The sequence below is a fragment of the Pseudomonas sp. B6(2017) genome (assembly GCF_002112765.1).
GTDB classification, from domain to species: domain Bacteria; phylum Pseudomonadota; class Gammaproteobacteria; order Pseudomonadales; family Pseudomonadaceae; genus Aquipseudomonas; species Aquipseudomonas piscis.
Genome location: NZ_NEIQ01000009.1, coordinates 40,343 through 59,033 on the forward strand (window position 1 = coordinate 40,343; position 18,691 = coordinate 59,033).

Below are 18,691 nucleotides of genomic sequence, written 5' to 3' on the forward strand. Positions count from 1 at the left end.
AGTCACCGCGCGGAGGTCGCCCTCCAGCGCTCACGGGACTTCAGCGCTTGTCCTCGACCTTCCAGCTGCCGCCGTCGTAGAAGGCGCGCCAACCAGTAGGCTTGCCATCGACTTCGGTCTGCACGTACTGCTCTTTGGTCTTGCGGCTGTAGCGCACCACCGCTGGACAACCTTCCGGGTCCTTTTGCGGCGCTTCGCAGAGGAAGTGATACTTCGGATCGATCTCGTCCTTGTGCGGGATCAGCTCGAGCACCAGTGGCGCGCGGGTCTCGCGGTTCTTCGGGAACTGGCTGGCGGCCAGGAACAACCCCGACGCACCGTCACGCAGGATATAGGTGTCGTTGACCTTCTCGCACTTGAGCTCGGGCATCTTCACCGGATCCATCTTCGGCGGCGCCGCATCACCGCTCTTCAGCAGCTTGCGGGTGTTCTTGCAGGTCGGGTTGGTGCAACCGAAGAACTTGCCGAAACGGCCGGTCTTGAGCTGCATCTCGCTACCGCACTTGTCGCACTCCAGGCTCGGGCCTTCATAGCCCTTGATCCGGTAGTTGCCCTCTTCGATCTCATAGCCGGCGCAATCCGGATTGTTGCCGCAGATATGCAGCTTGCGCTTTTCATCCAGCAGGTAAGCGTCCATCGCCGTACTGCAGATCGGGCAACGATGCTTGCCGCGCAGCACCAGGGATTCGGACTCACCCTCGTCGTCCGCCGCGATCTCGTCGCCCGGAACCAGGTTGACCGTGGCCTTGCAGCGCTCCTTGGGTGGCAGGCTGTAACCCGAGCAGCCCAGGAACACGCCTGTGGAGGCCGTACGGATCTGCATCGGCCGACCGCAGGTCTGGCACGGGATATCGGTCATGACCGGCTGGTTGGCGCGCATACCGCTTTCAGCGCCCTCCGCGACCTCGAGCTTGTTCTTGAAGTCGCCATAGAACTCGTCGAGGACATTCTTCCAGTCACGCTCGCCCTGGGCCACATCGTCGAGGTTCTCTTCCATGCCAGCAGTGAAGCCGTAGTCCATGAGGTTGGAGAAGCTCTCGGAGAGGCGCTCGGTGACGATATCGCCCATCTTTTCCGAATAGAAGCGGCGGTTGTGCAGGGTCACGTAGCCGCGATCCTGGATGGTGGAGATGATCGCCGCATAGGTCGAAGGACGACCGATGCCACGCTTTTCCATCTCCTTCACCAGGCTGGCCTCGGAGTAGCGCGCCGGCGGCTTGGTGAAGTGCTGGCTCGGATCCAGCTTGATCAGCTTCAGGACTTCGCCCTGGGCCATGTCGGGCAGCACATCGTCATCGCCCGGCTTGCTCACCTGGGGCATGACCCGGGTGTAACCGTCGAACTTGAGAATACGGCCCTTGGCGCGCAGCTCGAAGTCGCCGGCGGCAACGCTGACGGTAGTGGACAAGTATTGTGCCGGAGGCATCTGGCAGGCCACGAACTGGCGCCAGATCAGCTCATACAGGCGCTCGGCATCACGTTCCATGCCCGACAGCTTGCTCGGATGGGTGTGCACATCGGACGGACGAATCGCTTCGTGCGCCTCCTGGGCCCCTTCCTTGCTGCTGTAGACATTGGGCGAGGCTGGCAGGTACTTGTCACCGAATTCGCTCTCGATATAGCTACGGGCCATTGCCACGGCGTCGGCCGAGAGGTTGGTGGAGTCGGTACGCATGTAGGTGATGTAGCCCGCTTCGTACAAGCGCTGGGCCATCATCATGGTCTTCTTCACCCCGAAGCCCAGGCGATTGCTCGCCGCCTGCTGCAGGGTGGAAGTGATGAACGGGGCCGAAGGCTTGCTGCTGGTGGGCTTGTCTTCACGCTTGGCGACGCTGTAGGACGACGCCTTGAGCTTCTCGAGGGCCGCCATGGCCTGGGCTTCGTTGAGCGGCTTGAAGGCCTCGCCATTCTCGCGCGCCACTTCGAAACGCACCTTGGCATTCTTCGCGGTACCGAGGTCGGCATGCACCTCCCAGTATTCTTCAGGGATGAACGCGCGGATCTCGCGCTCACGCTCCACTACCAACTTGACCGCCACCGACTGCACGCGACCGGCGGACAGGCCACGGGCGATCTTGGCCCACAGCAGCGGCGACACCATGTAGCCCACTACGCGGTCGAGGAAGCGCCGGGCCTGCTGGGCATTGACCCGATGGATATCCAGCTCGCCCGGCTGGGAGAAGGCGTCCTGGATCGCCTTCTTGGTGATTTCGTTGAACACCACGCGCTTGTAGCGCTCGTCGTCACCACCGATGGCCTCGCGCAGGTGCCAGGCAATGGCTTCCCCTTCGCGGTCCAAGTCCGTCGCGAGATAGATGGTGTCGGCATCCTTGGCAAGGCGGCGCAGCTCTTCGATGACCTTTTCCTTGCCAGGAAGGATTTCGTACTTGGCTTTCCAGCCATGCTCGGGATCGACGCCCATGCGCGCCACCAGCTGCTTGCGCGCCTTTTCCTTCGGCGACAGGGCCGGAGCCTCGCCTGCGGCCTTGCCACGCTTGGCGGCTGGCTCCTTGGCGGCACTTGCCGAACCGCTGGTGGGCAGGTCTCGGATATGGCCGATACTCGACTTCACCACGTATTGGTTACCCAAGTACTTGTTGATGGTCTTGGCCTTAGCCGGGGATTCCACAATGACCAGCGATTTGCCCATGGATCGGAAAATTCCTGAATTCGAGAAGTTGAGGCGGATGGCGCCTGACGCGGCACCGCTATATATAGTGGCAACAAGGTGAGGTCAAGCGCAGGGTACTGCGCGACCTGCGCTCAAGCCGGTGAAAAAAGACTGGGTTCGGCCTGCACCAAAGCAAAGCGTGGGACCTGCTCGCCGTCAACTTCGACTGACTCCAGGAACATGCTCAAGGGACGCACCCAGAAGCCGTAATCGCCATACAGGGCTTGGTAGAACACCACTTCTTCTTCCGTTTCCGAATGCCGCGCCACGCTGAAGACGCGGTACTGCGGCCCTTTGTAATGCTGGTAGAGCCCGGGTTGTAACTGCATGCTCTGGCCCTCGTGCAAAAAAATTAAAAATCTTCAGAAAAACAAAAACCGGGGCACAGGGCCCCGGCTTCCATCAACCCAACGCTTAAACGCGTTCGAAGACGGTCGAGATACCCTGGCCAAGGCCGATGCACATGGTAGACACACCGAAGGTGCCGCCATTCTGCTTCATGACGTTGAGCAGAGTCCCGGAGATACGCGCGCCGGAACAACCGAACGGGTGACCCAGGGCGATTGCGCCGCCGTGCAGGTTAACCTTCTCGTCCATCTTGTCGAGTACTTTCAGATCTTTCAGCACTGGCAGGGCCTGTGCGGCGAAAGCTTCGTTGAGCTCGAAGAAGTCGATATCGGCGATTCCCAGGCCCGCACGCTTCAGGGCTTTCTGCGTGGCCGGTACTGGACCATAGCCCATGATCGCCGGATCCACACCTGCGACCGCCATCGAGCGGATCACCGCCATCGGCTGGATGCCCAGGTCCTGGGCACGCTGGGCGGACATCACGATCATGCACGAAGCGCCGTCGGTGATCTGCGACGAAGTACCGGCAGTCACGGTGCCGCCCTTGGGGTTGAACGCCGGCTTCAGGGCCGCCAGGCTCTCCAGGGTGGTATCCGGACGAATGGTTTCGTCGTAGTCGAACAGCTTCAGGAAGCCATTCTCGTCGTAACCCTGCATCGGGATGATCTCGTCCTTGAACTTACCCTCCAGGGTCGCCTTGTGGGCGAGCTGGTGGGAGCGCAGGCCGAAGGCATCCTGCTGTTCGCGGGTGATGCCGTGCATCTTGCCCAGCATCTCGGCGGTCAGGCCCATCATGCCCGAGGCTTTTGCCGCGTACAGGGACAGGTGCGGGTTCGGATCCACGCCGTGCATCATGCTCACGTGGCCCATGTGCTCCACACCACCAACGACGAACACGTCGCCGTTGCCGGTCATGATCGCTTGCGCCGCGGTGTGCAGGGCGCTCATGGACGAACCGCACAGGCGGCTGACGGTCTGGCCGGCCGAGGTGTGGGGGATCTGGGTCATCAGCGATGCCATGCGGGCGATGTTCCAGCCCTGCTCCAGGGTCTGGTTGACGCAGCCCCAGATCACATCTTCGACTTCCGCCGGGTCGACCTTGGCGTTGCGCTCCAGCAGCTTGCTGATCAGGTGTGCCGACATGTCTTCGGCACGGGTGTTGCGGTGCATGCCGCCCTTGGAGCGGCCCATCGGAGTACGACCGAAGTCGACAATCACGACGTCTCTAGGATTCAAGCTCATATGTTCACTCTCGCTCTAGTGTGGGCGCTTAACCGAAGAAGCTCTGGCCGTTCTTGGCCATTTCACGCAGCTTCGCGGTCGGGTGGTACAGCGCGCCCAGATCGGCGTACTGGTCGGCCAGGGCAACGAACTGGGCGACACCGATGGAATCGATGTAGCGCAGCGCACCGCCACGGAATGGAGGGAAACCAATACCGTAGACCAGGCCCATGTCGGCTTCGGCAGCCGTCTCGACGATGCCGTCTTCCAGGCAACGAACGGTTTCCAGGCACAGCGGGATCATCATCCAGTTGATGATGTCTTCGTCGGTGACTTCACGCTGCTCGTAGACGATCGGCTTGAGCACTTCCAGCACCGACGGATCGGCGACCTTCTTCTGCTTGCCGCGCTTGTCGGTCTCGTAGGCATAGAAACCCTTGCCGTTCTTCTGGCCCAGGCGCTTGGCCTCGTAGAGCACGTCGATAGCCGAACGGCGGTCGTCCTTCATGCGATCCGGAAAGCCTTCGGCCATCACGTCGCGACCATGGTGGCCGGTGTCGATGCCGACCACGTCCATCAGGTAGGCCGGGCCCATTGGCCAGCCGAACTTCTCCATGATCTTGTCGATGCGTACGAAGTCCACGCCAGCGCTGACCAGCTTGGCGAAACCGCCGAAGTACGGGAACAGCACGCGGTTGACCAGGAAGCCCGGGCAGTCGTTGACCACGATCGGGTTCTTGCCCATTTTCTTGGCATAGGCAACGGTGGTGGCGACGGCCAGCTCACTGGACTTCTCGCCACGGATCACTTCCACCAGCGGCATCATGTGCACGGGGTTGAAGAAGTGCATGCCGACGAAGTTTTCCGGACGCTTGAGGGCCTTGGCCAACAGGCTGATGGAAATGGTCGAGGTGTTGGACGCCAGGATCGCATCTTCCTTGACCTGGGCTTCGACTTCAGCCAGTACGGCTTGCTTGACCTTGGGGTTCTCGACCACGGCTTCGACCACCAGGTCGACGTTGCCGAAGTCACCGTAGGACAGGGTCGGACGAATGCCGTTGAGCACTTCGGCCATCTTCGCTGCGGTCATGCGGCCCTTCTCGACGCGGCCAACCAGCAGTTTCGCGGCTTCCGCCAGGCCCTGCTCGATACCGTGCTCGTTGATGTCCTTCATCAGGATCGGCGTGCCCTTGGAGGCCGACTGGTAGGCGATGCCGCCACCCATGATGCCGGCGCCAAGTACAGCGGCCTGCTTCACGTCCTGGGCGATCTCGTCGTAGGCCTTGGCCTTGCGCTTGAGCTCCTGGTCGTTCAGGAACAAGCCGATCAGGCTCTGGGCGGCCGAGGTCTTGGCCAGCTTGACGAAGCCTGCGGCTTCCACTTCCAGGGCCTTGTCGCGCCCGAAGTTGGCGGCCTTCTGGATGGTCTTGATCGCCTCGACCGGAGCCGGGTAGTTAGGACCCGCCTGGCCGGCCACGAAACCCTTGGCGGTTTCGAAGGCCATCATCTGCTCGATGGCGTTGAGCTTGATCTTCTCCAGCTTCGGCTGGCGCTTGGCCTTGTAGTCGAACTCGCCGGAAATGGCGCCCTTGAGCAGGGTCAGGGCAGCATCCTTGAGCTTCTCAGGGGCCACCACTGCATCCACAGCACCAACCTTCAGCGCGTCTTCGGCACGGTTTTCCTTGCCGGCGGCGATCCATTCGATGGCGTTGTCAGTACCGATCAGGCGCGGCAGGCGCACGGTGCCGCCGAAGCCCGGGTAGATGCCCAGCTTGACTTCCGGCAGGCCGATCTTGGCGCTGGCGGACATCACGCGGTAGTCCGCTGCCAGGCACATCTCCAGGCCGCCGCCCAGGGCGATGCCGTTGATGGCGGCAACGGTAGGCACGCCAAGGTCTTCGAAATCGCTGAAGATCTTGTTGGCTTCGAGGTTGCCTGCCACCAGCTCCGCATCCGGCAGCTTGAAGTTGTCGACAAACTCGGTGATGTCGGCGCCGACGATGAACACGTCCTTGCCACTGCTGACGATCACGCCCTTGATCGACGCATCTGCCTTGATGGTGTCAACAGCCTGACGCAATTCGTTCAGGGTTAGACGGTTGAACTTGTTGACGGACTCACCCTTGAGGTCGAAATTCAATTCGACGATGCCGCTTTCAAGAGCCTTAACCGTGATGGCTTTACCTTCGTAAATCATCAACTGATCTCCACGATATGGAAGCTGAACAGTACACGTCGGACGCTAACTTCTGGCATGGCACTGACGTCACCGTCGATGCTAACGCCAATCCGCCAGGCACACCCGCCAACGCGATAATCGGGAATCTGTATAGAGACGCCTGAGATACAAACGCTCATTTCATACGCCCGTTTGATTTGGGTACGCCACATTCACGGAAAATCCGCTAATTGTCAATCGTCCGAAATGCTGTTTGAAACGCGACTTTGCGGTCATTCCCGGGTGCTGCGGACCACCAACACGCCCCTGCATCTGCAGTCATTCATAAGATCAATATTTAGAAAAATCGCCCTAAATCTCCCGCCGGCATGACAACCCCTGGCTAAGCTTCAGAAAGAAATCCGAACAACGCCGCATGCATGGCCGCTGGAACTGCATGCCGCCTCAAACCCGAGTCCCAGGCAACAAAAAGCCACCCGAAGGTGGCTTCATGAGAGTTTCCGGCCTGCCTGGCCACCCCGCCCGATGCTGAGTCGGGCTTTTTATTGCCTGGCGCACAGGCTCGCCCAACTTGCTCGGCGCTCAAGCCAGGGCCTTGAGTACCGCGGCGATATCCTGCAACACCCGGGGCTCACCCCGCTCATTCCAGTACAGGGCGATCAGCTGCTTGTCGGCTTCCACCTTGAACACACCAGCCGGCAGGGTTCGCAGGTGCTGGAGCAGCGACTCATCGTCACATGGCTCTCGCCATTGGTTGACCCAACTTCCCGGGGCCACTTGCCAATAACTCCAGCACGCCACCGCCCCCCCACGCCGTGGGCGGTGGTATTGCGGGCACGGGTCCGGAGGCTGCTGGCCCAGCCAGTGCGGCCACTCCTGGGGCGCCAGCTGCATGGCCAGGCCCATGCGCCGAGCCTCCATGCGCACGGCGATCAACCCACTCTGGCGACGCGAAGGTCGTAGCCATGCCCAGGGACTCAAGACCACCACAAGGATTGACACCACTATCCAGACCGTCATATCTGTACTCTCGATTCTCGATGAGCGGGCCGTTGCAACCAACCCGCTTTAAACCAGCCATACTTGAAGCTATTGCAATCCTCTGGAGGAGCGCCTCATGCCCTACCACCATATTCTGGTCGCCGTAGATCTAACCGAAGAGTGCGATCCTGTTATCCACCGGGCCCGCGAACTGTCGGTGAGCAATGGCGCCAAGCTATCGCTGGTGCACATCGTGGAACCGATGGCGATGGCCTTCGGTGGCGACGTCCCCATGGATCTCTCGCAACTGCAGCAGCAACAATTCGACCAGGCCAAGGAACGCCTCGACCGCCTGATTAACAAGTACCCGGAACTGACCAAGGAATACAGCCACCTGACCTATGGCCAGCCGCGCCAGGAAATCCATCACCTGGCCAAGGAACAGGAGTGCGACCTGATCGTGGTCGGCAGCCACGGTCGCCATGGCCTGGCCCTGTTGCTCGGCTCCACCGCCAACGACGTCCTGCACGGAGCACCTTGCGACGTGCTGGCGGTACACCTGGCCAAGCGCTGAGGCTTGTCGTTGCCGAACTGAAGAAGCGACAACCGCAGCGACAAAAAGCCCGACTCTGGAGTCGGGCTTTTTGCATCAGGCACCCAGCAATCAGGCATCCAGCTCCGCCCAGCGCTCGACCATCTGGTCCAGCTCGGCGTTCAGTTGTTCCAGCTTCGCGATGACCGCAGTGGTTTCTGCCACGGGCCGCTGGTAGAAACCGGCATCGGCCATTTCCGCCTCGACGGCGGCAATCTGCTGCTCCCTGGCCTCGATCTGCCCCGGCAGGGCCTCGAGTTCACGCTGCAGCTTGTAGCTGAGCTTCTTCTTCGCCGCAGGTGCAGCGGCTTCCTGTACTGGCTCCAGCGCCTGGGCCGGCACCGGCGGCACTACGGCAGAGTTCAGCTCGGCCTTGCCGGACTTGTTCTCGGTCACACCCAGCAAACGCGGCGAGCCACCCTGGCGGATCCAGTCCTCATAACCACCGACGTACTCGCGCACGCGCCCCTGACCCTCGAAGACCAAGGTGCTGGTGACCACGTTGTCGAGGAAGGCCCGGTCGTGGCTGACCATCAGTACCGTGCCCTGGTAGTTCGACAGCACCTCTTCGAGCAGCTCGAGGGTTTCCACGTCCAGGTCGTTGGTCGGTTCGTCCAGCACGAGCAGGTTGGCCGGTTTGCTGAACAGCTTGGCCAGCAGCAGCCGCGCACGCTCGCCACCCGAGAGTGCCTTGACCGGCGTCCGCGCCCGCTGTGGGCTGAACAGGAAATCGCCCAGGTAGCTGAGCACATGCCGGTTCTGGCCATCGATCTCGATGAAGTCGCGACCTTCGGCGACGTTGTCGATCACGGTCTTTTCCAGGTCCAGCTGGTGGCGCAACTGGTCGAAGTAGGCCACTTCGATCCGCGTCCCCTCCTCGACCTTGCCGCTGCTGGGCACCAGGCCGCCCAGCATCAGCTTGAGCAAGGTGGTCTTGCCGGTGCCGTTGGCGCCCAGCAGGCCGATACGGTCGCCGCGCTGCAGGACCATGGAGAAATCCTTGACCAGGAACGGCCCTTCCGGGTGGGCGAAACTGACATTCTCCAGCACCATCACCTGCTTGCCGGACTTGTCCGCCGCTTCCAGCTGGATGTTGGCCTTACCGGTGCGCTCGCGACGCTGGCTACGCTCCACGCGCAAGGCCTTGAGCGCCCGCACGCGGCCTTCGTTACGGGTGCGACGGGCCTTGATGCCCTGGCGAATCCAGACTTCTTCCTGGGCCAGGCGCTTGTCGAACAGTGCGTTGGCGGTTTCTTCCGCTGCCAGGGCCGCTTCCTTATGGATCAGGAAGCTGGCGTAGTCGCCGTTCCAGTCGATCAGGCCGCCACGATCCAGCTCGAGAATACGAGTGGCCAGATTTTGCAGGAAGGAACGGTCGTGGGTGATGAACAGCACGGCCCCCTGGAAATCCTTCAGCGCTTCTTCCAGCCAGGCGATCGCACCGATGTCCAGGTGGTTGGTCGGCTCGTCGAGCAACAGCAGATCCGGCTCCGCCACCAGGGCCTGGGCCAGCAGGACGCGCCGGCGCCAGCCACCGGACAGCTCGGCGAGGGTCTTGTCGGCAGGCAACTGCAGGCGGCTCAGGGTGCTGTCCACCAGCTGCTGCAAGCGCCAGCCGTCACGGGCCTCGAGGTCGTGCTGGACGTGCATCAGTTTTTCCAGGTCGGCGTCGGTGACGATGTTCTGGCTCAGGTGATGGTACTGGGCCAGCAACTCGCCGACCCCAGCCAGGCCCTGGGCGACCACATCGAACACAGTGCGCTCGTCGGCCACCGGCAACTCCTGGGGCAACTCGCCGATCTTCAGGGCGGGTGCGCGCCATATTGAACCGTCGTCGGGCTTCTGGTCGCCCTTGACCAGCTTCATCATGCTGGACTTGCCAGTACCGTTGCGACCGATGATGCACACCCGCTCGCCACGGGCGATCTGCCAGGACACCTTGTCCAGCAACGGCATGGCGCCGAAAGCAAGGGACACATCGCTGAATTTGAGCAGGGTCATGTTCTTCTCCAAAAACCGGGCGCGCATTCTACCTGAGTTAGGCTCGCAGAAGGCCGGCTATTTCGCCGGTGGCGACCCTGGCGCGACATTTGTTGCCAACTGATACCAGCGGACCGGCAAAGCTTTCGCCGGTTGCTGGCAAAAGGCTAAGCTAGTGAGCAATCAGTGTTGGCCCTGTCGGCACTTGTCATGATTTCTCTGCCCGGATGTCTCATGCGCAGTCGCCTTTTCAGCCTTTTATCCTGCCTGCTTCTTTCCGCCGCTGCCGCCCAGTCCGCCCAGGCGGCAGACCTGACCCTGCAACGCCAGTACTACGACGAAGCCAAGCGCGCCCTGGCCAAGGGTGACTCCGGCCCCTACTTCCGTTACGCCGATGCGCTGCGCGACTACCCGCTCGAGCCCTACCTGGCCTACGACGAACTCACTGCCCGGCTGAAGAGCGCCAGCAACGCCGAGATCGAGAAATTCCTCGCCGAACACGGCGACCTCCCCCAGGCCAACTGGATGAAGCTGCGCTGGTTACGCTGGCTGGCCGAACGCGGCGACTGGGCGACATTCGCCAAGTACTACGACCCCAAGCTCAACTTCACCGAGCTCGACTGCCTCAACGGCCAGTACCAACTGGGCCACAACCTCAAGGCCGAGGGCTACGCCACCGCCGAAAAACTCTGGCTGAGCGGCAAATCCCAACCTGCGGCCTGCGACGGCCTGTTCGGCCAGTGGGCCGCCGAGGGCCAGCTGACCGAGCAAAAGCGCTGGCAGCGGGCCAAGCTGGCGGCCGAGGCGCGTAACTACGCCCTGGCCAACAGCCTGGTCAACAGCATGACCACCCTGGCGCCCCAGGGTCGCCTGCTAGTGGATGTGGCCCAGAAACCGGAGCTGCTAAGCCAGCCTTCGCGCTTCCAGCCCGCCAACGAGGCCATGTCCGATGTGGTCGGCCTTGGCCTGCGCCGCCTGGCCCGCCAGGACCCGGACAAGGCCATGGCCCTGCTCGACGGTTATGCCAGCAGCATGCACTTCTCCCGTGACGAAAAAGTGGCCATTGCCCGCGAGATCGGCCTGACCCTGGCCCGGCGCTTCGACAGCCGCGCCCTGGACGTGATGACCAAGTACGATCCCGAGCTGCGGGACAACACCGTGTCCGAATGGCGCCTGCGCCTGCTATTGCGCCTGGCGCGCTGGGAAGATGCCTACCAGCTGACCCGCAAGCTGCCCCAGGAGCTGGCCAGCACCAACCGCTGGCGCTACTGGCAGGCACGCAGCCTGGAACTGGCGGAACCGAAGAACCCCCAGGCCCAGGCACTGTTCAAGGGCCTGTCCCGGGAGCGGGACTTCTATGGTTTCCTCGCCGCCGATCATGCCAAGGCGCCCTACCAGTTGAACAACCAGCCGCTGATGCTCAGCCAGGCGGTGATCAACAAGGTACGCAACACTCCAGGCGTGCGTCGCGCCCTGGAACTCCATGCCCGGGGACAGATCGTCGACGGGCGTCGCGAGTGGTACCACGTCAGCCGGCATTTCAACCGTGACGAAATGGTCGCCCAGGCCCGCTTGGCCTATGACCTGAAGTGGTACTTCCCGGCCATCCGCACCATCAGCCAGGCCCAGTACTGGGACGACCTGGACATCCGTTTCCCCATGGCCCACCGCGATACCCTGGTACGCGAAGCCAAGGTCCGTGGCCTGCATTCCAGCTGGGTGTTCGCCATCACCCGCCAGGAAAGTGCGTTCATGGACGACGCCCGCTCCGGTGTCGGTGCCAGCGGCCTGATGCAACTGATGCCCGGCACCGCCAAGGAAACCGCGCGCAAGTTCAGCATTCCCCTGGCCTCGCCGCAGCAAGTGCTGGATCCGGACAAGAACATCCAGCTGGGCGCAGCCTACCTGAGCCAGGTCCACAGCCAGTTCAACGGCAACCGGGTGCTGGCCTCAGCGGCCTACAACGCCGGCCCCGGCCGCGTGCGCCAGTGGCTCAAGGGCGCCGACCACCTGAGTTTCGACGTGTGGGTGGAAAGCATCCCCTTCGACGAAACCCGCCAGTACGTGCAGAACGTCCTGTCCTATTCGGTGATCTACGGCCAGAAGCTCAATTCACCGCAACCACTGGTGGACTGGCACGAACGCTACTTCGACGATCTCTGATCTCCCGCCCAAGAAAAAGCCCGCATGATTGCGGGCTTTTTCGTATCTCCCCCCTTCGCTGTGATCGGGTATGACGCAGCAGCAATACATCGCTGGCGAGGCCTACGCCCTCGTGCGCAGCCTCACAAGCTCGGCAGACGCGACAGGAACCTGTCGCCATCCAGCCCGCTGAACTCAAGAACCATCGCTGAACTGTAGCGCCGCCAGGCGCGCATACAGCGGGCTGTCGGCGATCAATTGCTGGTGCGTACCCACCGCCACCAGCCGGCCCTGGTCCATGACCGCGATTCGATCGGCATTCTTCACCGTGGCCAGGCGATGGGCGATCACCAGGGTGGTGCGATTCTGCATCAGGCTCGGCAAGGCTTGCTGGATCAGGTGTTCGCTCTGCGCGTCCAGGGCACTGGTGGCCTCGTCCAGCAGCAGGATCGGCGCATCCACCAGCAGCGCCCGGGCGATCGCCAGGCGCTGGCGCTGGCCTCCGGACAGGCCCTGTCCACCATCGCCCAGGTGAGTCTGATAGCCCTGGGGCATCTGCTCGATGAACTCATGGGCGTAGGCGATCCGCGCGGCCTCCCGGACTTGCTCCGCAGTCGCGGCAGGATTGCCGTAGCGCAGGTTCTCCTCGATGCTGCCGAAGAACAGCGCCGGACTCTGCGACACCAGGGCGAAACAACGCCGCAGGTCCTGCGGATCGAGGCTGGCCAGGGGCACGCCATCCAGCAGGATCTGCCCTTGCTGCGGATCGTAGAAGCGCAGCAGCAAGTCATACAAGGTGGACTTGCCAGCTCCCGAGGGGCCGACCAGGGCCAGGGTCTCCCCGGCGCGGATGCTCAAGGACAAACCATCCAGAGCGTAGCGATCAGCTCGTGAGGGATAGGCAAAGCGCAGGTTCTCCAGTTGCAGCTCCCCTCTAACCCGGGTCGGCAAACGGACCAGCCCGGCGCTCGGCGCCTGGATGATGCTCCGCTCCCGCAGCAGCTCGGCAATCCGCTCCGCAGCCCCTGCCGCCCGCTGCAACTCGCCGATCACCTCGCTCAGGGTACCGAAGGCGCTACCGACGATCAGGCTGTAGAACACGAAGGCCGCCAGCTCACCGGCGGAAATTCGCCCGGCGATCACATCCATGCCGCCGACCCAGAGCATCACCCCTACGGCACCCAACACCAGGACGATCACCAGGGTGATCAGCCAGGCACGCTGGATGATGCGCTGGCGCGCGGTATGAAAAGCCTCCTCCACCGTCAGGGCGAAGCGCCGTTCGTCCTCGGCCTGGTGGTTGTAGGCCTGGACCGTCTTGATCTGCCCGAGGGTTTCTGCCACGTAGCTGCCCACATCGGCGATCCGGTCCTGGCTCAAGCGCGACAGGCTACGCACCCGGCGACCGAAAAGCAGGATCGGCACCAACACCAGCGGCAGGGCGATCACCACGATGCTGGTGAGCTTGGGATTGGTGATGAACAGCAGGACTATGCCGCCCAGCACCATCAGTGCATTACGCAGGAACAACGACAGCGAAGATCCGATCACCGACTGCAGCAGCGTGGTGTCCGCTGTCAGGCGGGACTGGATTTCCGAGCTGCGATTGTTCTCGTAGAACCCCGGGTGCAGGTAGATCAGGTGATTGAACACCTGGCGCCGGATATCCGCGACGCAGCGCTCGCCGATCCACGACACCAGGTAGAAACGCACGAAGGTACCTACGGCCAGCGCCAGTACCAGCAGCAGGAACAGGCCGATGGTCTGGTTCAGCAGGTGCGGCGACTGGGTCATGAAGCCCTGGTCCACCAACAGGCGGATGCCCTGCCCCATGGACAGGGTGATGCCCGCGGTGAGCACCAGGGCCAGCAAGGCTCCCAGCGCCTGCCAACGGTAGGGAGCGATAAAGCGACTGGCCAGGCGCAAGGCCCGGCGATGACGAGAAGAGAGCATGCCGTTCATCCATTGACGCGCCGGCGATCGACCCACGGCAGCGCCGGTAACGGGATGAATTCGCAGGAACTTTGGTAAATCGCAATGAGTCAGGTTGAATATGACCAGTAACGCTAGCACCTAGAGATTATCGGTCTAATCCATGACTGGCACTCCTGCGGTATTTCTGGTGGAGTGAAGTTACCGGACCTGCCCTGGCGCTGGTCTGTAACAGCCCGGTCACCCGGTCATTCTAAAGTAAGCACACAACCTGATGAGGAGACAGGCCATGTCCTTGCAACACAGCAGCAATGACAAGATTCAAGTGATCCGTACCCAGCCCAACCAGTCTCTGGGTTGTGCCATCATCGATGCCCAGGGCCGCGAAGTACCCATTACTGAAGACATGATCCAGAACGCCTGCCGCGAACTGGAAAAGCGACTGGTCAAGCCTGCTCGGCAAGATTGACACATAGCCTCACGTCCTCTTGACCCGGCCTGGTGGCCGGGTTTTTTATGCCCGCGATTCAGGCCAGCGTGGCCCCCAATGCCCGGACGATCCGCTGCAGATCAGCCGACTCGCCCTGGATCCGCACCTGCAGGCCATCGATCTCCCGGCGCTGCGGGTAGTGCTTGCGCAACCCGTCGAAGGCGCTGCGCTGCTGCGCGACATCGTCGGACAAACTCCGGCGGAAATCCGCATCGTCGCGACGCGGGTCGTACACCGCCCGGCAAATCGTCGCCAGGGCCCAGGCCGGGTCGGCCTTGGCATCCAGGCAAACCTGCGCCACCCAGGGCGCTGGCAGCAGGCTCTCCAGCAGGACCTGTTCGACATGGCCGAAGTGCCGGCAGAACGCCTGGTAGATCTGCGCCGTACCACGCTGCTTGCCATCCAGGCTGTAGCCGGCGATATGCGGCGTGGCCAGCACGCACAAATCCGCCAGGGCACTGTCCACCGTCGGCTCTTGCTCCCAGACATCCAGCACCGCTTGCAGGTCCTCACGCTGCAGGAGCACTTCACGCAGGGCACTGTTGTCCACCACCGGGCCTCGTGCAGCGTTGATCAGCCAGGCACCCTGGCGCAGCCGCTCCAGGCGCTGGCGATCCAGCAGGTGCCAGGTGCGGTGTTCGCCATCACGGGTCAGCGGCGTATGCAGGCTGATGACGTCGCAACGCTCGAGCAATTGCCCCAGGCTGACGTAGTCGCCGCCCTCCAGCGCCTGGCGCTGCGGATCGCAGACCAGCACCGGCCAGCCCAGGCCACGCAACACTTCGATCAAGCGACCACCGACCTCACCTGCGCCGACCACGCCGTAGCAGCGGCGCGACAGGTCCACGCCCTCGATCTCGGCCAGGGTCAGCAGGCTGCCCAGCACGTAGTCCACCACCCCGCGGGCGTTGCAGCCCGGGGCGCTGGACCAGGCAATGCCGGCCTGCTGGAAGTAGTCCAGGTCCAGGTGGTCAGTGCCGATGGTGCAGGTTCCAACGAAGCGCACCGGGGTGCCTTCGAGCAAGGCACGGTCGACCTGGGTTACCGAGCGCACCAGCAGCACATCCGCCTGGGCCACGCAGGCGCGATCGATGGCGCGCCCGGGAAAGCGCCGGATCTCGCCGAACCCGGCAAAGAATTCATCGATCAGGGGAATGTTTTCGTCGGCAACGATCAGCATGGCAGGCTCCTCTTGGGGAGGCGCAGTTTAGGCCCAGATCACCCGGCGAACCAGCGCGGCCTGCAGGCGCGAGAGCAATCGAGGCCCGTATTACAAATCCACAACACGGGACTTATCCCAGGCATGATGGCAACGCGTAGACTGTCGCGTCCCGCGCAACACACCTATGGACGCTTCGCCCCGTGAATTCCGTGACCGACTCCGCCACCACCCTCTCCACCAGCCGCCCCGCCCGGGTTGGCCGCGAGCTGAAAGACCTGCTGGTACTGGCCCTGCCCATCATGATCGCCCAAGTGGCCACCACCGCCATGGGCTTCGTCGATGCCGTGATGGCCGGTCGAGTGAGCCCCCGCGACCTGGCGGCCGTGGCCCTGGGCAACTCGATCTGGATCCCGGTATTCCTGTTGATGACCGGCACCCTGCTGGCCACTACCCCCAAGGTCGCCCAGCGTTTCGGTGCCAACAAGCTCGAGGAGATCGGCCCACTGGTGCGCCAGGCGTTGTGGCTGGCGGTGTCGGCCGGGATCTCGGCCATGCTGATCCTCATCAGCGCCGAGCCGGTGCTGCACTTGATGAAGGTCGATCCGCAGCTGATCGAACCCTGCATGGGGTACTTGCATGGCATCGCCAGCGGCCTGCCGGCGGTGGCCCTGTATTACGTGCTGCGCTGCCTGAGCGATGGCCTGGGCCGCACGATACCGAGCATGATCATCGGGCTCTGCGGCCTGGCCCTGAACATTCCCATCAACTACATCTTCATCTATGGCCACTTCGGCGTGCCGGCCATGGGTGGCGTCGGCTGCGGCTGGGCCACGGCGATCGTGATGTGGGTGATGATGCTGGGCATGGCCGGCTGGATCCGCTGGGCACCGGCCTATCGCAAGATCCAGCTGTTCGGCCGTTTCGAGTGGCCGCAATCGGCAGTGATCAAGCGCCTGCTGGGCGTAGGCCTGCCCATCGGCATCGCGGTGTTCGCCGAGTCGAGCATCTTCGCGGTGATCGCGCTGCTGATCGGCAGCCTGGGTGCCACCGTGGTGGCCGGGCACCAGATCGCCCTCAACGTCAGCGCCCTGATGTTCATGATTCCCTACTCCCTGGCCATGGCCGTGACCGTGCGCGTCGGTCAGTCCCTAGGGCGCCAGGAACCGCGCAATGCCCGCTTCAGCGCCGGGGTCGGCATGGCGACGGCGCTGGCCTATGCCTGTCTGTCGGCAAGCCTGATGTTCTTCCTGCGCGAGCCCATCGCCTCGATCTACACCACCGATCCGCTGGTGATCCAGGTGGCGTCGATGCTGATCGTGTATGCGGCGCTGTTCCAGTTCTCCGACGGCATCCAGGTGACCGCCGCCGGCGCGCTGCGTGGCTACCAGGACACCCGGGTGACGATGATCCTGACCCTGTTCGCGTATTGGGGCATCGGGTTGCCGGTGGGTTATGCCCTGGGCCTGACCGAATGGTTCGGTGCGCCCCGAGGGCCGAGCGGCCTGTGGGAAGGCCTGATCGTCGGCTTGAGCTGCGCCGCGCTGATGCTGTCGATCCGCCTGGTGCGCAGCGCACGCAAGCAGATCCGCATCAGCCGCTCGGCGAGTTAATCGAGCTTCTTGCGGATCCAGTAGAGATAGGTGCCCGCGTCTTCCTCCTGCGCCACCAGCTCATGGTCGAGGAAGACGCAGAACTTGGGGATGTCGCGGCGGGTGGACGGGTCAGTGGCGATCACCTTCAACAACCCGCCCGGCGGCAGGTCACGAATATGCTGGTGCAACATCATCACCGGCTCGGGGCAATTGAGGCCGGTGGCGTCGAGGGTACCGTCTACCGGCGTATCGATGATCTGATTCATGGTTCACTCCTGAAACTGGCCGGCATTGTCGCGCAATGCCGGTCATGTGGCGAGGGGCTCAGCGGGAACGGGCAGGCTTGGTGTCCAGGCGCCGCAGGTGGCAGGTCACCTCCTCGCGGTCGTGGTACAGCTGCTTGCAGCCGATGGCCACGCGGATGCCCCGGGCCTTGAATCCATCCTCGATCCGTTCCAGCAGGCGCTTGACCTCGGCATAGCGCTGCTTCATCGGCAACTTCAGGTTGACCACCGCCTCGCGGCAATGACCTTCACCGATCCAGGTTTCCAGCAAGGCGGCATTGCGCGCCGGCTTCTCGACGATGTCGCAGACCATCCAGTCCACCGGTTGCCGGGGCTGGTAGGTGAAGCCATCGGCCATCAGGTGCTGGACCAGGCCGGTGTCCATCAGGCTCTCGGCCATCGGCCCGTTGTCCACGGCGGTCACCAGCATGCCGCGATTGACCAGCTGCCAGGTCCAGCCGCCCGGGGCGGCTCCCAGGTCGACCCCGGTCATGTCGCTGTGCAGGCGCTCGTCCCACTGCTCGCGCGGAATGAAATGATGCCAGGCCTCTTCGAGCTTCAGGGTCGAGCGGCTAGGAGCCTCCCGGGGGAACTTCAGCCGCGGGATGCCCATGGGCCACATCGCCGAGTTGCCGGCATCGGCCAGCCCGACGAAGACTTCCCGTCCGCTCTTGAAGGTCAGCAGCAGGCGCGGCAAGCCAGCATCTTCCACCAGCTTGCCGGCGCCCTTGAGCGCCTTGCGCAGCGGACCTTCGAATTTCTTGCAGAAGTTCGACAGTTCCTTGCCGTCGTTGGTATCCACCACTTCCAGCCACAGGCTGCCGCACTGCGGGAAAGCGTCCAAGTGGGCCAGGATCACGCTGATGCGGTCGGTTTCCGGTAGCTCGACGAAAGCACCCCGCGCCCACTGCCGGGGAAAGATCAACTGGGAAAAACGCAGGCCCTGCATCAGCCGCTGCGCGCCGTCGTCCTCGGTGCAGATGAACTCGGCGCAGGCGGTGCCCGGCTTGGCCCTGGCATATCCGGCGACATTCAAATGGGCCGCATGATCAGCGATCTCCGAGCAGACCTCGCCTTCGAAACCGGGACGGCAATGGATAAACAGGGTGTTCATGGA

At 63.0% G+C, this 18,691-nt stretch carries 14 protein-coding genes; 4 read left to right on the top strand and 10 right to left on the bottom strand.

Translation table 11 applies throughout. The features are described from left to right. Positions 1-40: 40 nt before the first annotated feature. The 5 genes from topA to CAG11_RS16530 all read right to left on the bottom strand — a co-directional run bounded on the left by topA (position 41) and on the right by CAG11_RS16530 (position 7,439). On the bottom strand, positions 41-2,650 hold the full coding sequence (gene topA / locus CAG11_RS16505; RefSeq protein ID WP_085597103.1) for a type I DNA topoisomerase: 2,610 nt from the start codon (positions 2,648-2,650) through the stop codon (positions 41-43). Between the two features lie 113 nt (positions 2,651-2,763). After that, positions 2,764-3,000, bottom strand: a complete 237-nt coding sequence (locus CAG11_RS16510; RefSeq protein WP_019093731.1) for a DUF1653 domain-containing protein — start codon at positions 2,998-3,000, stop codon at positions 2,764-2,766. 85 nt (positions 3,001-3,085) lie between these two features. Beyond that, entirely contained in the window at positions 3,086-4,261 is a 1,176-nt protein-coding gene (gene fadA, locus CAG11_RS16515) for an acetyl-CoA C-acyltransferase FadA (RefSeq protein ID WP_031321318.1), read from the bottom strand. A 28-nt stretch (positions 4,262-4,289) separates the two neighbouring features. Next, on the bottom strand, positions 4,290-6,437 hold the full coding sequence (gene fadB / locus CAG11_RS16520) for a fatty acid oxidation complex subunit alpha FadB (protein WP_053138613.1): 2,148 nt from the start codon (positions 6,435-6,437) through the stop codon (positions 4,290-4,292). Between the two features lie 564 nt (positions 6,438-7,001). Further along, on the bottom strand, positions 7,002-7,439 hold the full coding sequence (locus CAG11_RS16530) for a hypothetical protein (RefSeq protein WP_031321315.1): 438 nt from the start codon (positions 7,437-7,439) through the stop codon (positions 7,002-7,004). 97 nt (positions 7,440-7,536) lie between these two features. On the opposite strand from CAG11_RS16530, the gene CAG11_RS16535 reads away from it, so the two are divergent. Next, entirely contained in the window at positions 7,537-7,974 is a 438-nt protein-coding gene (locus CAG11_RS16535; protein WP_022643343.1) for a universal stress protein, read from the top strand. A gap of 90 nt (positions 7,975-8,064) precedes the next feature. Here CAG11_RS16535 and CAG11_RS16540 read toward each other — a convergent pair whose 3' ends face one another. Beyond that, positions 8,065-9,993: an ATP-binding cassette domain-containing protein gene (locus CAG11_RS16540; protein WP_085597105.1), complete on the bottom strand. Its 1,929-nt coding sequence runs from the start codon at positions 9,991-9,993 to the stop codon at positions 8,065-8,067. 213 nt (positions 9,994-10,206) lie between these two features. On the opposite strand from CAG11_RS16540, the gene CAG11_RS16545 reads away from it, so the two are divergent. Continuing rightward, a complete protein-coding gene (locus CAG11_RS16545; protein ID WP_022643341.1) occupies positions 10,207-12,135 on the top strand; it encodes a transglycosylase SLT domain-containing protein in 1,929 nt (642 codons plus the stop codon). Between the two features lie 174 nt (positions 12,136-12,309). On the opposite strand, the gene CAG11_RS16550 is transcribed toward CAG11_RS16545, so the two are convergent. Beyond that, a complete protein-coding gene (locus CAG11_RS16550) occupies positions 12,310-14,076 on the bottom strand; it encodes an ABC transporter transmembrane domain-containing protein (protein WP_177409086.1) in 1,767 nt (588 codons plus the stop codon). Between the two features lie 259 nt (positions 14,077-14,335). On the opposite strand from CAG11_RS16550, the gene CAG11_RS16555 reads away from it, so the two are divergent. After that, complete coding sequence (locus tag CAG11_RS16555; RefSeq protein WP_011060254.1) at positions 14,336-14,515, top strand: PA1571 family protein; 180 nt, start codon at positions 14,336-14,338, stop codon at positions 14,513-14,515. A gap of 58 nt (positions 14,516-14,573) precedes the next feature. On the opposite strand, the gene pdxB is transcribed toward CAG11_RS16555, so the two are convergent. Then, entirely contained in the window at positions 14,574-15,716 is a 1,143-nt protein-coding gene (gene pdxB, locus CAG11_RS16560) for a 4-phosphoerythronate dehydrogenase PdxB (protein WP_085597107.1), read from the bottom strand. 182 nt (positions 15,717-15,898) lie between these two features. Here pdxB and CAG11_RS16565 point away from each other — a divergent pair, with 182 nt between their 5' ends. Continuing rightward, positions 15,899-17,308: an MATE family efflux transporter gene (locus CAG11_RS16565; RefSeq protein ID WP_085597108.1), complete on the top strand. Its 1,410-nt coding sequence runs from the start codon at positions 15,899-15,901 to the stop codon at positions 17,306-17,308. Here the strand turns inward: CAG11_RS16565 and tusA are convergent. Beyond that, positions 17,305-17,556 (bottom strand): sulfurtransferase TusA, encoded by a 252-nt coding sequence (gene tusA, locus CAG11_RS16570; protein ID WP_085597109.1) that lies wholly within the window; start codon positions 17,554-17,556, stop codon positions 17,305-17,307. The genes CAG11_RS16565 and tusA overlap by 4 nt on opposite strands. Before the next feature lie 58 nt (positions 17,557-17,614). Beyond that, a complete protein-coding gene (gene rlmM, locus CAG11_RS16575; protein ID WP_085597110.1) occupies positions 17,615-18,688 on the bottom strand; it encodes a 23S rRNA (cytidine(2498)-2'-O)-methyltransferase RlmM in 1,074 nt (357 codons plus the stop codon). Positions 18,689-18,691 lie beyond the last annotated feature (3 nt).

Excerpts from the sequence above, each read along its gene's own strand:
- topA (WP_085597103.1), bottom strand. The coding sequence starts at position 2,650 with ATGGGCAAATCGCTGGTCATTGTGGAATCCCCGGCTAAGGCCAAGACC.
- CAG11_RS16510 (WP_019093731.1), bottom strand. The coding sequence starts at position 3,000 with ATGCAGTTACAACCCGGGCTCTACCAGCATTACAAAGGGCCGCAGTAC.
- fadA (WP_031321318.1), bottom strand. The coding sequence starts at position 4,261 with ATGAGCTTGAATCCTAGAGACGTCGTGATTGTCGACTTCGGTCGTACT.
- fadB (WP_053138613.1), bottom strand. The coding sequence starts at position 6,437 with ATGATTTACGAAGGTAAAGCCATCACGGTTAAGGCTCTTGAAAGCGGC.
- CAG11_RS16530 (WP_031321315.1), bottom strand. The coding sequence starts at position 7,439 with ATGACGGTCTGGATAGTGGTGTCAATCCTTGTGGTGGTCTTGAGTCCC.
- CAG11_RS16535 (WP_022643343.1), top strand. The coding sequence starts at position 7,537 with ATGCCCTACCACCATATTCTGGTCGCCGTAGATCTAACCGAAGAGTGC.
- CAG11_RS16540 (WP_085597105.1), bottom strand. The coding sequence starts at position 9,993 with ATGACCCTGCTCAAATTCAGCGATGTGTCCCTTGCTTTCGGCGCCATG.
- CAG11_RS16545 (WP_022643341.1), top strand. The coding sequence starts at position 10,207 with ATGCGCAGTCGCCTTTTCAGCCTTTTATCCTGCCTGCTTCTTTCCGCC.
- CAG11_RS16550 (WP_177409086.1), bottom strand. The coding sequence starts at position 14,076 with ATGAACGGCATGCTCTCTTCTCGTCATCGCCGGGCCTTGCGCCTGGCC.
- CAG11_RS16555 (WP_011060254.1), top strand. The coding sequence starts at position 14,336 with ATGTCCTTGCAACACAGCAGCAATGACAAGATTCAAGTGATCCGTACC.
- pdxB (WP_085597107.1), bottom strand. The coding sequence starts at position 15,716 with ATGCTGATCGTTGCCGACGAAAACATTCCCCTGATCGATGAATTCTTT.
- tusA (WP_085597109.1), bottom strand. The coding sequence starts at position 17,556 with ATGAATCAGATCATCGATACGCCGGTAGACGGTACCCTCGACGCCACC.
- rlmM (WP_085597110.1), bottom strand. The coding sequence starts at position 18,688 with ATGAACACCCTGTTTATCCATTGCCGTCCCGGTTTCGAAGGCGAGGTC.